15 protein-coding genes are annotated in these 13,708 nt (G+C 73.5%); 11 read left to right on the top strand and 4 right to left on the bottom strand.

Annotated features, from left to right (window positions below):
- Window positions 1-99 precede the first annotated feature (99 nt).
- Complete coding sequence (locus HNR08_RS05805; RefSeq protein WP_146833829.1) at window positions 100-1,482, bottom strand: TrkH family potassium uptake protein; 1,383 nt, start codon at window positions 1,480-1,482, stop codon at window positions 100-102.
- 112 nt (window positions 1,483-1,594) lie between these two features.
- On the opposite strand from HNR08_RS05805, the gene HNR08_RS05800 reads away from it, so the two are divergent.
- From HNR08_RS05800 to arfA, 8 genes are all read left to right on the top strand, one after another.
- Window positions 1,595-2,776 carry an acetoin utilization protein AcuC gene (locus HNR08_RS05800; RefSeq protein ID WP_146833832.1) on the top strand — a complete coding sequence of 394 codons (1,182 nt, stop codon included), beginning with the start codon at window positions 1,595-1,597 and terminating at the stop codon, window positions 2,774-2,776.
- 140 nt (window positions 2,777-2,916) lie between these two features.
- Window positions 2,917-3,162 (top strand): helix-turn-helix domain-containing protein, encoded by a 246-nt coding sequence (locus HNR08_RS05795; RefSeq protein WP_146833835.1) that lies wholly within the window; start codon window positions 2,917-2,919, stop codon window positions 3,160-3,162.
- Window positions 3,163-3,378: 216 nt separating this feature from the next.
- Window positions 3,379-3,477, top strand: a complete 99-nt coding sequence (locus tag HNR08_RS05790; protein WP_003792170.1) for a 30S ribosomal protein bS22 — start codon at window positions 3,379-3,381, stop codon at window positions 3,475-3,477.
- 417 nt (window positions 3,478-3,894) lie between these two features.
- Window positions 3,895-5,172, top strand: coding sequence for an extracellular solute-binding protein (locus HNR08_RS05785; protein ID WP_183834833.1), 1,278 nt, complete (start codon window positions 3,895-3,897; stop codon window positions 5,170-5,172).
- A gap of 16 nt (window positions 5,173-5,188) precedes the next feature.
- Window positions 5,189-6,208 carry a carbohydrate ABC transporter permease gene (locus tag HNR08_RS05780; protein WP_146833841.1) on the top strand — a complete coding sequence of 340 codons (1,020 nt, stop codon included), beginning with the start codon at window positions 5,189-5,191 and terminating at the stop codon, window positions 6,206-6,208.
- A complete protein-coding gene (locus tag HNR08_RS05775; protein WP_246802928.1) occupies window positions 6,198-7,130 on the top strand; it encodes a carbohydrate ABC transporter permease in 933 nt (310 codons plus the stop codon). Before HNR08_RS05780 ends, HNR08_RS05775 begins: the two co-directional genes overlap by 11 nt.
- 148 nt (window positions 7,131-7,278) lie before the next feature.
- Window positions 7,279-8,295, top strand: a complete 1,017-nt coding sequence (locus HNR08_RS05770; RefSeq protein ID WP_146834002.1) for a LacI family DNA-binding transcriptional regulator — start codon at window positions 7,279-7,281, stop codon at window positions 8,293-8,295.
- Window positions 8,296-8,381: 86 nt separating this feature from the next.
- On the top strand, window positions 8,382-9,890 hold the full coding sequence (gene arfA / locus HNR08_RS05765; RefSeq protein WP_146833844.1) for an arabinosylfuranosidase ArfA: 1,509 nt from the start codon (window positions 8,382-8,384) through the stop codon (window positions 9,888-9,890).
- A 66-nt stretch (window positions 9,891-9,956) separates the two neighbouring features.
- Here the strand turns inward: arfA and HNR08_RS05760 are convergent, their stop codons facing one another.
- Complete coding sequence (locus HNR08_RS05760; RefSeq protein ID WP_246802929.1) at window positions 9,957-10,505, bottom strand: GNAT family N-acetyltransferase; 549 nt, start codon at window positions 10,503-10,505, stop codon at window positions 9,957-9,959.
- Window positions 10,502-11,332 (bottom strand): HAD family hydrolase, encoded by an 831-nt coding sequence (locus HNR08_RS05755; protein ID WP_146833847.1) that lies wholly within the window; start codon window positions 11,330-11,332, stop codon window positions 10,502-10,504. The genes HNR08_RS05760 and HNR08_RS05755 overlap by 4 nt, the downstream gene beginning before the upstream one ends.
- Window positions 11,333-11,366: 34 nt before the next feature.
- On the opposite strand from HNR08_RS05755, the gene HNR08_RS05750 reads away from it, so the two are divergent.
- Window positions 11,367-11,642, top strand: coding sequence for a glutaredoxin family protein (locus tag HNR08_RS05750; RefSeq protein WP_246802930.1), 276 nt, complete (start codon window positions 11,367-11,369; stop codon window positions 11,640-11,642).
- A gap of 9 nt (window positions 11,643-11,651) precedes the next feature.
- The gene (locus tag HNR08_RS05745; RefSeq protein ID WP_216446225.1) at window positions 11,652-12,341 is read left to right on the top strand and encodes a redox-sensing transcriptional repressor Rex; all 690 of its coding nucleotides are present in this window, start codon (window positions 11,652-11,654) and stop codon (window positions 12,339-12,341) included.
- 94 nt (window positions 12,342-12,435) lie between these two features.
- Here HNR08_RS05745 and HNR08_RS05740 read toward each other — a convergent pair whose 3' ends face one another.
- On the bottom strand, window positions 12,436-12,990 hold the full coding sequence (locus HNR08_RS05740) for a YceI family protein (protein WP_146833850.1): 555 nt from the start codon (window positions 12,988-12,990) through the stop codon (window positions 12,436-12,438).
- A gap of 156 nt (window positions 12,991-13,146) precedes the next feature.
- Here HNR08_RS05740 and HNR08_RS05735 point away from each other — a divergent pair, with 156 nt between their 5' ends.
- Entirely contained in the window at window positions 13,147-13,704 is a 558-nt protein-coding gene (locus HNR08_RS05735) for a MarR family winged helix-turn-helix transcriptional regulator (RefSeq protein ID WP_146833852.1), read from the top strand.
- Window positions 13,705-13,708: the final 4 nt, after the last annotated feature.

The raw sequence follows: 13,708 nt of genomic DNA, 5'->3' as shown, positions 1-13,708 counted from the left end.
GCGTCCCGCTTCGGGGCCTTCCCGCCCTCGCGGGCGCCCGCGTCGCGGGTCCTGCCGCCGCCGAGCGGGTGCAGGCCGGTCGCACCGGTCTTGGTCAGGTCATCCAATGATCGGCCTCTCCTCGGGCAGCCGGATGACCCGACGACGGCTGCGCAGCGCGAGGGCCGCGGCCAGCGTCATCGTGCCGGTCCGGCCGATGAACATCAGGACGGTGAGCACGTACTTGGCGGCGTCGGGCACGTCCGGGTCGGACGACAGCCCGGTCGACAGCCCGCAGGTGGCGAACGCCGAGATCGCCTCGAACAGGACCACGTCCAGCGTGAGCCCGGTGATCGCGAGCAGCAAGAGGCACGCGACCAGGATGATCGTCGCGCTGACGAGGGACACCGCGATCGCGACCTGCAGCGCCTCGCGGGGGATGCGGCGGCCGTACGCCTCGACGTCCCGGTCGCCGCGGGCCTCCGCGACGATCGCCAGCAGCATGACGGCCAGGGTCGTCACCTTGATGCCGCCGGCGGTGGACGCCGAGCCGCCGCCGACGAACATCAGCGCGTCGTTGAGCAGCCAGGTGCCCTCGTGCATGTCGGCGATGTCCACGGTCGAGAACCCGCCCGACCGCGGCATGACGCCGGCGAACAGCGCGGCGAGGAACGTCTCGCTCGGGCCGATGCCGCCGAGGGTGCGCGGGTTGGTCCACTCGAAGGCGGCCACGAGCACGGACCCGACGACCACGAGCACCGCGCTGGTCGTCACGGTGAGCTTGGAGTGCAGGCTCCACCGCTTGGGGCGCCTCCAGGTCCGGGCGACGTTGAGGATCACCGGGAAGCCCAGCGACCCGATGAACACCCCGATGATGATCGGCAGCAGCACCCACCAGTCGGACGCGTACGGCACCAGGCCCTCGGTGGTCGGGATGAAGCCCGCGTTGTTGAACGCCGAGATCGCGTAGAACACCCCGTGCCAGACCGCCTCCGACCAGGAGTCGCCGAGCATCCGCAGCCGGGGGATCAGCACCAGCGCGATGACCACCTCGAGCAGGGTGGAGGTGACGATGACGGTCCGCACCAGGGAGCCGACCTCGCCGAGCCGCGTCGTCTTGGTCTCCGAGGTGACCAGGAGCTTCTGGGTCAGGCCGATCCGCCGGGACACCGCCAGGCCGAGGATCGACGCCAGCGTCATCACGCCGAGGCCGCCGATCTTGATGCCGACGAGGATCGTGGCCTGCCCCGCGGTCGACCAGTACGTGCCGGTGTCCACGGTGACCAGGCCGGTCACGCAGACGGCCGACGTCGCGGTGAACAGCGCGTCCAGGAACGGCGCGCGCTCGCCCGACGACGTCGCCCACGGCATCGACAGCAGGGCCGTGAACACCGCGATCACCGACGCGAAGACGCCCAGCGCGAGCCGCGCGGGTGACTGCCGGGCCAGGCGGTCGACGGCTTCGCGCCCCGACCACATCACCCGGGGGAGTCCCCGTGCCATCCGCCCTCCCGACGCTCGCCCGCACGCCTGCCCGGGCGCGCGCGGGCACCACTGTGGCACGGTCGCGCGGCCGGTGGCGGACGGGGGCCGGTGGGCGGGCTACCGTGTGGGCATGACCAGCCGGGTGCGTGTCGTCTGGACGCCCGAGCTGCTCGACTACGACTTCGGCCCCGGGCACCCGATGTCGCCCCTGCGGCTGGACCTCACGGTGCGGCTCGCGCGGTCGCTCGGGCTGCTCGACCTGCCGGGCGTCGAGGTGGTCGGCGCCGACCCCGCGACCGACCTCCAGATCGAGACCGTGCACGAGGCCGGCTACGTCGCGGCGGTGCGCCGGGCCTCCGACGGCGGGGCCGGCGACCCGGCGCGCGGCATCGGCACCGAGGACGACCCGGTGTTCCCGCACATGCACGAGGCGGCCGCCCGGATCGTCGCCGGCAGCCGGGAGTCCGCCCTCGCCGTGTGGGAGGGCCGCGCCGAGCACGCCGTGAACCTCACCGGCGGGATGCACCACGCCATGCCGGGCGCCGCGTCCGGGTTCTGCGTGTACAACGACGCGGCCGTGGCGATCCGGGCCCTGCTCGCCGCCGGGGCCGAGCGGGTGGCGTACGTCGACATCGACGCGCACCACGGCGACGGGGTGCAGCGCGCGTTCTGGGACGACCCCCGGGTGCTCACGGTCTCCGTGCACGAGAGCGGCGCCACCCTGTTCCCCGGCACCGGCTTCCCCGACGAGACCGGCGGGGAAGCCGCCCCCGGCTCGGCCGTCAACCTCGCGCTGCCGTCCCACACCCGGGACGCCGCGTGGCTGCGGGCCATCGACGCGGTCGTGCCGCCCGTGCTGCGGGCGTTCGCGCCGCAGGTGCTCGTCACCCAGCACGGCTGCGACGCGCACGTCGAGGACCCGATCGCGAACCTCGACGTCTCCGTCGACGCCGAGCGGCTCGCGTCCGCGTGGCTGCACGACCTGGCGCACGAGGTGGCCGCCGGACGCTGGGTCGCGCTCGGCGGCGGCGGGTACGCCGTGGTCGACGTCGTGCCCCGCGCCTGGACGCACCTGCTCGCGATCGCCGCGCACCGGCCCGTCGACCCCGCCACCCGGATGCCCGACGACTGGCGCGCGCAGGTCGTGGAGCTCTACGGCCGCGAGGGACCCCGGTCGATGTCCGACGGCGCCGACCTGGCGTGGCGCCCCTGGTCGGACGGCTTCGACCCCGCCGACGACGTGGACCGCGCCATCCGCGCGACCCGCGCCGCGGCCTTCCCGCACCTGGGCCTCGACCCCCTGCACGACTGACGGCGGCGCCGTTTCGCACCCCCGCGGGTGGTCACACCCGTCTCCCCTTTCACAGGAGCCTCACCAGGCTCTAGGGTGTCAGCGCGGCGCCTGCCGTCCCAGTCCCGCGCCCCGAGCGCGCACGAACGAGAAGAGCGGCCATGACCAGCGAGCAACCCGGGCGCGTGCGGTTCCTCACCGTCGCCGAGGTCGCCGAGGTCATGCGGGTCTCGAAGATGACCGTCTACCGCCTGCTGCACTCCGGCGAGATGCCCGCCGTGCGCGTCGGCCGCTCGTTCCGCGTGCCGCAGGACGCGCTCGACCACTACCTCGCGACCGCCCGCCTCGACCTCGAGGCGGACGCCGACGGCGACGAGGGCCCGCGGTCCGGTCGCCTCTCCTCCTGACCGCCGCGGCAGGGGTCCCGGCAGCCGGTGGCACCGGCGCGTCGCGGGCGGCCTCGTCCATCGCGTAAGGTAGGGGGCGGACTTTCCCGTGCGTGGGCGTTCCGCGGGGGCCGGCTGACGAGCTCGGACCGACCTCTCCGGCTGGTCGTGCCGCGCGTCGATCGACCAGAACTGGCGGACGCCCGAGCGCTCGCCACCGGAAGCGAGTGAGGACCCATGGGCTCCGTCATCAAGAAGCGCCGCAAGCGCATGGCGAAGAAGAAGCACCGCAAGCTGCTGCGGAAGACGCGCCACCAGCGCCGCAACAAGAAGTGACGGCCGCCGCTCCGGCGGCGTCGTACGGGGAGGGCCCGGCACCACGAGGTGCCGGGCCCTCCTGCGTCCGGGGCAGGCGCGGGGGCGGCGCGTGCGGGGGCGGCGAGCGCCCGGCGGGGAGCGCCGGCGGGGCGGCTCGCGATCACCGGGGGCGGTTCGCGACGTGCCGGCCTGACCGCCACATGCCCCGCCACCCCGCCGCCACGCCGCCCCGCCGCACCCCGAGGGCCGGCGCGCGCGGGGAGCCCCGCGAGCTCTTGACGGGGGCGCACCGCGCTGATTCACTGCCGGACAGTTCTTCAACGATGAAGAGCACCGGTGCGCGCACCGGTCTTCGGGGGGAGGTCGAGGATGATCTCAGGAGGTCGCGGGCCCGGCGACGCGGTGCTGAGCCGCAGGTCCGTGCTCCGTGGAGCGGTGGCAGGAGCCGGCGCCCTCGCCGGCGCCTGGGCCCTGAGCGGGTGCGGGACCGACGCGTACGCGTCGTCGGCGCAGACCCGCATCCAGCTCTGGCACCTGTTCACCGGCGGTGACGGCGGCATCTTCCAGCAGATGCTGACCGAGGTGCAGCAGGAGAACCCGGCGGTCGGCATCGACCCCGTGGTCCTCACGTGGGGGGCGCCGTACTACACGAAGCTCGTCATGGCGTCGGTCGGCGGCCGGTCGCCGGACGTGGCCGTCATGCACCTGACCCGCGTGGCCGGCTGGGTGCCGGGCGGGGTGCTCGACCCGTGGGACCTGGACCTCCTCGCCGAGCACGGCATCACGGAGGACCTGTTCCCGCCGGCGCTGTGGGACCGGGCGGTGATCGACGGTCAGCTCTGGGCGGTGCCGCTGGACTTCCACGCGTTCCTGCTGTTCTTCGACAAGGGCCTCGCCGACCAGGCGGGGATCCTCGGGTCCGACGGGAAGCTCCAGGGCATCGACTCGCCGGACGGGTTCGTCGAGGCGGGCCGCGCGATGGCCGAGGTCACGGGGTACGCGGGCGTCGGGTACGGGTACACGGGCGACGGGGCGCAGATGTCCCGGATGCTCTGGGGCCTCTACGCGCAGACCGGCTCGGAGGTCGTCCTCACCCCGGGCGAGAAGGCGCGGGTGGACCGGGACGCGCTGGTCGAGTCCGTCGCCTGGGTGCAGTCCTGGCTGGACGACACGGTGGCGATCGCGAACTCCGACTACCCGTCGGCGGTCGCGAACTTCTCCACCGGCCGCGTGGGCATGTGCTTCAACGGCAACTGGGAGCTGCAGTCGTTCCTCACCGCCGGGGTGGACGTGGACGCGCAGCCGATGCCGACGATCTTCGGCAGCCCGGCCACCTACGGCGACTCGCACGTGTTCGTGCTGCCGCACCAGGTGAACGTCGACCCGGCGCGACGCGAGGCGGCGTACGCCACGGTCGCGGCGATGCTGAACAAGTCGCTGCTGTGGTCCGACGGCGGGCACATCCCGGCGAACCGCGAGGTGACGTCGTCGGCCGCGTACAAGGAGAAGGTGCCGCAGTCGCACTACGCGGTCGCGAGCGAGCAGGCCGTGTTCGACCCGCAGGCGTGGTTCACCGGCTCCGGCTCGGACTTCCAGGCCCGCGTCGGCGAGGCGCTCCAGGGCGCCTGGCTGGACAAGTCGTCCCCCGAGGACGCCGTCGACCGGCTGATCGCCGCGCTCGACACCGCCCTCCAGACCAAGCCGCCGGCGTGACGGAGGGATCGCAGCCATGAACTCACCCCACGAGATCGCTCGCTCCGCTCCCGCTCCCGCGGGGGCCCCGAGAAGCACTGTCACGACACCGTCCCAGTCGCAGGCCTCCTCTGCGCCGCCGCGCACCCCGGACCGGCCGACCCGGTCCGGCCGCAGCCGCCGCGAGGGCAGCGGCTGGCCGTTCGTCATCCCGTTCGTCATCATCGCCGTGCTGTTCCTCGTCGTCCCGACGCTCTGGGGCGTGGGGCTGAGCTTCACCGAGCAGTCCCTCATGGGGAACGGCGGCTGGGTGGGCTTCGACAACTACGCGGAGGCGTTCGGCGACGCCACCATGTGGTCCACCCTCGGCAACACCGTGGTCTTCACGCTGATGAGCACGATCCCGCTCGTGCTCGTCGCGCTCGCGATGGCCCTGCTCGTGTACACCGGCCTGCCGGGGCAGTGGGTCTGGCGGCTCGCGTTCTTCGCCCCGTTCATGCTGCCGGTGGCCGTCGTCGTCCAGATCTGGGTGTGGCTCTACCAGCCCGAGATCGGCTTCTTCAACTACTGGCTCGACCGGCTCGGCCTCGAGAAGGTCGGCTGGCTGACGGACCCGAACGTCGCGATGTGGTCGATGGCGCTGCTGACCCTCTGGTGGACGGTCGGGTTCAACTTCCTGCTGTACCTGTCGGCGCTGCAGGCCATCCCGGACCAGATGTACGAGGCAGCGGCCCTGGACGGCGCGGGCGCCTGGCGCCGGCTGTGGTCGATCACGCTGCCGCAGCTGCGGGCCACCACGGTGCTCATCACCGTGCTGCAGGTGCTGGCGTCGCTCAAGGTGTTCGACCAGATGTTCATCGCCTTCAACGGCGGCAGCGGCCCGAACGGCTCGACGCGGCCGATCCTGCAGTACATCTACGACACCGGCTTCACCGGGTACCGGATGGGCTACGCGTCGGCCATGTCCTACATCTACTTCGCGCTCATCATCGTGGTCGCCGTGGGGTTCCAGGTGCTGACCACCGCTCGCCGGAAGGAGCAGGGCCGTGGCCGTTGACACGATCGGCGCCCCGGGCGCGACCGCGACGGGCTTCCGTCGCACGTTCTCCGAGCGGCGGGAGGAGAACCGCCGCACGCGCAGCCTGGTCCTGGGTCGCAGCCGGGTGGCGACGGTGCTGTCCGTCCTGCTGCTGGTGGTGCTGGCCGTCAGCTGGCTGCTGCCGCTGCTCTGGGCGATCGACACCTCGTTCAAGAGCGAGGCCCAGGCGCAGTCCGTGCCGCTGCAGTGGTTCCCGGACGGCGGGTTCACGCTGGAGAACTACCGGACCGTGTTCGAGCGGGGCGAGGTGCCGCGCTGGATGGCGAACACCGTGCTCGTGGCCGGGTCGGTCACGATCCTCACGGTCGCGGTCTGCGCGCTGGCGGGCTACGGGTTCGCCCGGACGAAGTTCCGCGGGAAGACGGCCCTGTTCGCCGCGACGATCGCCCTGATCGCCGTGCCCGGCCAGATCCTCATCGTGCCGCTGTTCCGGCAGATGGAGTGGATGAACTCCGTCGACACGTACCAGGGCATCATCCTGCCGCAGCTCGTGGCGCCGGTGATGGTCTACATCTTCACCAAGTTCTTCCAGGAGGTCCCGCAGGAGATCGAGGACGCGGCGCGGGTGGACGGGGCGGGGCACTGGCGGACGTTCTGGTCCATCGTCATGCCCATCTCCCGGCCGATCGTCACGGCGGTCGCGATCTTCGTGTTCATCGGCGCGTGGAACAACTTCCTGTGGCCGTTCATCGTGACGAACAACCCCGACCTCATGACCCTGCCCGTCGGGCTGTCCACGGTGAAGAACGCCTACGGGACGATCTACGCGCAGACCATGGCGTCGGCGATGGTCGCCGCGCTGCCGCTGATCCTGCTGTTCATGCTGTTCCAGCGGCAGATCGTCAAGGCGGTCGCCACGACCGGCCTCGGCGGCCGCTGACCCGCGCGGTCGGCCGGGTCCGCCCCCGGCGGTGCCGCGTCCCCCCTACGCTGGGCGGACGTGCGCCGCCGGGGTCCCGACCCCGGCGCGGTGCAGGCACGGGTGACGGGAGGCGGACGTGGCCGGCAGGCGGCAGGGCGGCGTGACCATGCACGACGTCGCGGCGATCGCCGGGGTGTCGATCAAGACGGTGTCGAACGTCATCAACGGCTACCCGTACATCCGCCCGGAGACCAAGGAGCGGGTCGAGGCCGCCATCGAGCAGCTCGGCTACCGGGTGAACATCACCGCACGGAACCTGCGGCAGGGGCGCACCGGCATGATCGGCCTCGCGGTGCCCGAGCTCAGCCTCCCGTACTTCGCGGAGCTCGCGGACTCCGTGATCCGGGCCGCCGAGCCGCACGGCGTCGTCGTGCTCATCGAGCAGACGAACGCCATCCGGGAGCGCGAGCTCGAGGTCCTGACCAGCGCCCGGCGGCACCTCACGGACGGGCTGATCTTCTCGCCGCTGGCGCTGGGCGCCGAGGACCGGGAGCGGTTCGTCGTCGACTACCCGATGGTGCTGCTGGGCGAGCGGATCTTCCACGGCCCCGCCGACCACGTCACGATGAGCAACGTCGAGGCGGCGCGGGCCGCGACCCGGCACCTGGTGGAGAGCGGGCGCACCCGCATCGCGGTGATCGGCGCGCACGAGGGGGAGACGATCGGCACCGCCGCGCTGCGCGTCCAGGGCTACCGGCAGGCGCTCGAGGACGCGGGCCTGCCGTTCGACCCGGCGCTGCTCGCCGAGGCGGGCGCGTGGCACCGGTCGACCGGGGCCGCGGCGATGCACCGGCTGCTGGACGCGGGGACCGAGATCGACGCGGTGTTCGGCCTCAACGACGCGCTCGCGCTGGGCGCCCTGCGCGCGCTGCACGCGCGGGGCGTGGCCGTGCCGGAGGACGTCGCGGTGCTCGGCTTCGACGACGTGGACGACGCGGCGTACGCCTCGCCGCCGCTCACGTCGGTGGCGCCCGGCCGGGAGCAGATCGCCCGGACCGCCGTGGAGCTGCTGCTCGCGCGGGTGGCCGGCACCGCCGAGGGCGAGCCGGTCGAGGTGTATGCGGACTTCGAGCTCGTGGTGCGCGAGTCCACGGCCGGCGTCCACGCCCCGGCGCGCGCCTGACCGGACCGCGGTTGACGGGCACGGGACGGGATCGGCAGGATGGCGTGTACAACGATGGAGAGCCGTCAGCGAAGGAGCTGCGCCGCATGACCACCGCCACCCTGACCCTGGACCCGGCGTTCCGGGTCGGACCGGTCCGCCGCCGGACGTTCGGCGCGTTCGTCGAGCACCTCGGCCGATGCGTCTACACCGGCATCCACGACCCGGACCACCCGACCGCCGACGCCGACGGGTTCCGCGGCGACGTCATCGAGCTCACCCGCGAGCTCGGCGTCTCCAGCGTCCGCTACCCGGGCGGCAACTTCGTGTCCGGGTACCGGTGGGAGGACGGCATCGGCCCGCGCGACCGGCGCCCGCGCCGGCTCGACCTGGCCTGGCACTCCACCGAGCCGAACCTCGTGGGCGTCGACGAGTTCCTGCGCTGGACGGCCGCGTCCGGCACCGAGCCGATGATGGCCGTGAACCTCGGGACCCGCGGCGTGCAGGAGGCGCTCGACCTGCTCGAGTACTGCAACGTCCGGGGCGGCACCGCCCTGTCCGACCTCCGCCGGGCGAACGGCGCCGCCGACCCCTACGGCATCCGCATGTGGTGCCTGGGCAACGAGATGGACGGCCCCTGGCAGATCGGCCACAAGACCGCGCACGAGTACGGCCGGATCGCCGCCGAGGCCGCCCGGGCGATGCGGATGATCGACCCCGACCTCACCCTCGTGGCGTGCGGCTCGTCCGGCGTCGGGATGCCGACGTTCGGCCAGTGGGAGCAGACCGTCCTGTCCGAGACCTACGAGCACGTCGACCTGATCTCCGCGCACGCCTACTACGCGGAGGAGGACGGGGACCTCGGGTCGTTCCTCGCGTCGGCCGTCGACATGGACCACTTCATCGACTCGGTCGCCGCGGTGGCCGACGGGGTCCGCGCGCACAAGAAGCTCGCCAAGCGGATCCACATCTCCTTCGACGAGTGGAACGTCTGGTACCAGAAGCGCGCGGAGTCCGTGCCGCCGTCGGGCGACGACTGGCCGGTCGCGCCCGTGCTGCTCGAGGACAAGTACAACGTCGCCGACGCCGTCGTCGTCGGGAACCTGCTCATCTCGCTGCTCCGGCACACCGACCGCGTGCACTCCGCGTCGCTCGCGCAGCTGGTCAACGTGATCGCGCCGATCATGACCGAGCCCGGCGGCCGGATCTGGCGGCAGACGACGTTCCACCCGTTCGCGCAGGCCTCCCGGTACGCCGCGGGCGACGTGCTGCAGGTGGCCGTCGAGGTGCCGACGTACGAGACCGCGAAGTTCGGCGACGTGCCGCTCGTGGACGCCGTGGCGACCCGCGACCCGGGGACCGGGGCCGTCGCCCTGTTCGCGGTCAACCGCTCGACGACCGAGGAGGTCACGCTCGAGGTCGACACCCGGTCCGTCCCCGGCCTGCGGGTCGTCGAGGCGACCAGCCTGTCGAACCCCGACCACACGTGGGTGGCCACGGCCGACGACGCCACGTCGGTGCTCCCGCGGGCGAACGACACCGCGGCCATCGCCGACGGCCGCCTGACGCTCCGGGTGCCGCCGGTCTCGTGGAACGTGGTCCGCCTGGAGCCGTGACCCCGGGGCTCCGCGCCGGCCCGCGGGTGGCGCTCGGCGCGGGCCCGCCGGGCGGGGCGGTGCGGGTCAGACGGGCTGGTGCAGGACCAGGTCGTGGTGCCGCTGGTCGCCGACCTGGAACGTGCGCTCCCCGACCACCACGAACCCCGACCGGCGGTAGAACGCCTGCGCGCGCAGGTTCTCGCCGTTGACCCCGAGCCAGACGCCGGCGGCCCCGCGCGCGCGGGCGGCGTCCAGGCTGGCGGCCATCAGCGCGCCCGCGACGCCGCCGCCGTGCCGGCCGGGCAGGACGTAGCACTTGCTCAGCTCGACGGTGGGGCGCAGCGGCACGACCGCGGCGACCTCGGGGGCGTACGGCTCGCCCGCGACCAGCAGGGTGTACCCGACCAGCGCGCCGTCCTCGTCGGCGACGAGCACGTCCCGGTCGGGGTCGGCGAGGTGCGCGGCGAAGTGCGCGGGGGTGAGGTTCGCGGCGATGAACGCGGCGTGGTCCTCGGGTGTGGAGGACGGCGGGCAGGCGAGCGGGAACGTCACGGCGGCCAGCGCGGCGACGGCCTCGGCCTCGGCGGCGTCGGCGGGCCGGACGACCACGGCGGCGCCGGCGTGCGCGGTCACCGGCCGCCCCAGCGGGCGCGGATCGCGCGGCGCACCGTGCGGACCACCAGGCCCAGCACCCACGCGGACCCGGCGACCGTCGCCGCGTCCACGCCGCGCCGGGTGGCGTTGCGGCGCCGTCCCCGGAACTCGCGCATCGGCCAGCCGACCTCCGCGGCGTGCCGGCGCAGGCGGGCGTCGGGGTTGATCGCGCAGGGGAACCCGACCTCGGACAGGATCGGCACGTCGTTGGTGGAGTCGCCGTAGGCGAACGACTGCTCCAGGTCCAGGCCCTCCCGCTCGGCGAGCGCCCGCACGGCCGACGCCTTGGCCTTGCCGTGCAGCAGGTCGCCCACGAGCGCGCCGGTGTAGAAGCCGTCCCTGTGCTCCGCGACGGTGCCGAGCGCGCCGGTCGCCCCGAGCCGCCGGGCGATGATCTCGGCGATCTCCACCGGGGTCGCGGTGACCAGCCACACCTCGTGGCCGGCCCGCAGGTGCTGGTCGAGCAGCCGCTGCGTGCCGGGGAAGATCCGCAGGGACAGCACCTCGTCGTAGATGTCCTCGGCGATCGTCACGACCTCGGCGACGGACCGGCCGCGCATGATCTCCAGCGCCCGCTGGCGGACCTCGTCGATCTGCTGGCGGTTCTCCCCGAAGGTCAGGTACCGCACCTGGTACGCGGCGAACCGCACGAAGTCGGAGCTCCGGAAGAACCCGCGCCGGTACAGACCGACCGCGAGGTGGAACGAGCTCGCGCCCCGGATGACGGTGTTGTCCACGTCGAAGAAGGCGGCCACCCGGCCCGGCAGCGCGGCGGCGCCGGTGGCGGGCTCGGTGGGCTCGGGCACCCGGCCACTGTAGTCAGATGCCTAGGCTCGTGCCGTGCCGACCTCCGACGCCGCCCCGACCGTCCCCGCCCGCGTGGTGCTGTACGCCCGCCGCGGCTGCCACCTGTGCGACGACGCCCGGGCCGTGGTGGCCGCCGTCGCCGCCGAGCACGGCGCCGCCTGGACCGAGGTGGACGTCGACGACGCCGGCCTCGCCGACGTGCACGGCGAGCTCGTGCCGGTCGTCGAGGTGGACGGCGTGCGGGTCGGCTACTGGCAGATCGACGCGGCGCGCGTGCGGGAGGCCCTGGAAGCCCCGCCGACCGCCTAACCTGGGGGAGTGCGAGCCCTGCCGCCGACGACCGTCGCCCGACTCCCCGGATACCTGCGCTCCCTGGGCGGCCTCGCGTCCGAGGGCGTGACGACGACCTCCTCCGACCAGCTCGCCGAGCTCGTCGGGGCCTCGCCGGCCCAGCTCCGCAAGGACCTGTCCTACCTCGGGGCGGGCGGCCGGCGTGGCGTCGGGTACGAGGTGGACCACCTGCGCCGGCAGATCGCGCAGGCGCTCGGCATGGCGGAGGAGCGCCAGGTCGTCATCGTCGGCATCGGCAACCTCGGCCACGCGCTCGCCACGTACTCGGGCTTCGCGGACCGGGGCTTCGTGCTCGTCGGGCTGTTCGACACGCACCGCGACCTCGTCGGCACCACCGTCGGCGGCCACGAGGTCCAGCACGTCGACCACCTGGAGCGCGTCATCGAGGAGACCGAGGCCAGCATCGCCGTCGTCGCGACCCCGGGCTCCGCCGCGCAGGCCACGACGGACCGGCTCGTCGCCGCGGGCATCACGGGGATCCTCAACTTCGCGCCGCGCACCGTGCGGGTGCCCGACGGCGTGGACGTCCGCGAGGTCGACCTCGGCTCCGAGCTGCAGATCCTCGGCTTCCACGCCCGCCAGCGCTCAGTCGCGCCCGCGCCCGCGCCCGCGGACGGCGCCCCCGTGGCGGCGTCCCCGGTCGCCGCGGCGGACTGACCCGCCGACCGCAGACGCCGCGAGGGCCCGACCGCGGCAGGGGAGTCGCGGTCGGGCCCTCGGGAGGGGTGCTCCCCGGAGGGGAGCGGCGGGGTCAGGCCTGCTTGATGGCCGAGACCTCGAGGGAGATGACGACCTTGTCGCTCACCAGGACGCCGCCGGCCTCGAGGGCCGCGTTCCAGGTGATGCCGAACTCCTTGCGGGAGATGGTCGTGGTGGCGGAGAAGCCGGCGCGCTGGTTGCCGAACGGGTCGGTGGCGGAGCCGCCGAACTCGACGGCCAGCTCGACGGACTGGGTCACGCCGTGGATGGTGAGGTCGCCGGTCACGACGTAGTCCTCGCCGTCCGCGACCACGCCGGTGGAGGCGAACGTCCACTCGCCGAACTTCTCGATGTCGAAGAAGTCGGCCGACTTGAGGTGGCCGTCGCGGCCCGCGTCGTTGGTGTTGATGGTCGACGGGTCGAGCGTCGCGGTGACGGCGGACAGCGTGAGGTCCTCGGCGACGGTGATCGCGCCGGCGGTGACCGCGACGGTGCCGCGGACCTTGGAGATGCCGGCGTGGCGGACCGTGAAGGACGCCTCGGTGTGCGAGGGGTCGATGGCCCAGGTGCCGGCGGCGAGACCCGTGGGGAGCGTGGTGACGGACATGGTGCCTCCTGCTGAGAAGTTGAAGTGTCAACTGCGGTTAGTTGAGATTTCTACTACACTGCGGACGAGCGCGCAACACCTGTGGGACGATCAGCGACCGACGTCACAGTGCGGCAGGTGGGCAGCAGGCGACGAGCGCACCAGGGGAGGACGGCGATGGGCACGACGACGGGGACGCACGAGGACGTCCGCTGGCTGACGGCGGACGAGCAGCGCGCGTGGCGCGCGTACCGGGACGGCACCGCCCGGCTGCTGGACGTGCTCGCGCACGACCTCGAGCAGGAGACCGGGCTGTCCCTCGGCGAGTACGAGGTGCTGGTCCGGCTGTCCGAGGCGCCCGGCCGCACGCTGCGGATGTCCGAGCTGGCCGGCGAGCTGGCGCACTCCCGCAGCCGCCTCACGCACACGGTCCGCCGCATGGAGTCCGACGGCCTGGTCGAGCGCGCCCCCTGCCTGGAGGACGCCCGCGGGGTGAACTGCACGATGACCGAGACCGGCTGGCAGCGGCTGGTCGCCGCGGCGCCCGCGCACGTGGCGTCGGTGCGGACCCGCCTGGTCGACGTGCTCACCCCCGAGCAGATGCAGGCGCTCGGCCACGCGATGGGCGCGGTCGGCGCCGCGCTGCAGGCCGGCTGCGCCGCGGCGCTCGCGGAGGCCGAGCGCGACCGAGGCTGCGGACGCGGCACGACCACCCAGCCGGGTTTGCGAGACTGACCCC

Source organism: Cellulomonas hominis (genome assembly GCF_014201095.1).
Classification (GTDB): Bacteria; Actinomycetota; Actinomycetes; order Actinomycetales; family Cellulomonadaceae; genus Cellulomonas; species Cellulomonas hominis.
Note: the sequence above shows the minus strand (reverse complement) of the source record. Positions and strands in the feature narration are given on the sequence as shown.

Coding starts and splice junctions, on each gene's coding strand:
- HNR08_RS05740 (WP_146833850.1), bottom strand. CDS start 12,990: ATGTCCGTCACCACGCTCCCCACGGGTCTCGCCGCCGGCACCTGGGCC.
- HNR08_RS05735 (WP_146833852.1), top strand. CDS start 13,147: ATGGGCACGACGACGGGGACGCACGAGGACGTCCGCTGGCTGACGGCG.
- HNR08_RS05780 (WP_146833841.1), top strand. CDS start 5,189: ATGAACTCACCCCACGAGATCGCTCGCTCCGCTCCCGCTCCCGCGGGG.
- HNR08_RS05770 (WP_146834002.1), top strand. CDS start 7,279: ATGCACGACGTCGCGGCGATCGCCGGGGTGTCGATCAAGACGGTGTCG.
- HNR08_RS05795 (WP_146833835.1), top strand. CDS start 2,917: ATGACCAGCGAGCAACCCGGGCGCGTGCGGTTCCTCACCGTCGCCGAG.
- arfA (WP_146833844.1), top strand. CDS start 8,382: ATGACCACCGCCACCCTGACCCTGGACCCGGCGTTCCGGGTCGGACCG.
- HNR08_RS05800 (WP_146833832.1), top strand. CDS start 1,595: ATGACCAGCCGGGTGCGTGTCGTCTGGACGCCCGAGCTGCTCGACTAC.
- HNR08_RS05805 (WP_146833829.1), bottom strand. CDS start 1,482: ATGGCACGGGGACTCCCCCGGGTGATGTGGTCGGGGCGCGAAGCCGTC.
- HNR08_RS05790 (WP_003792170.1), top strand. CDS start 3,379: ATGGGCTCCGTCATCAAGAAGCGCCGCAAGCGCATGGCGAAGAAGAAG.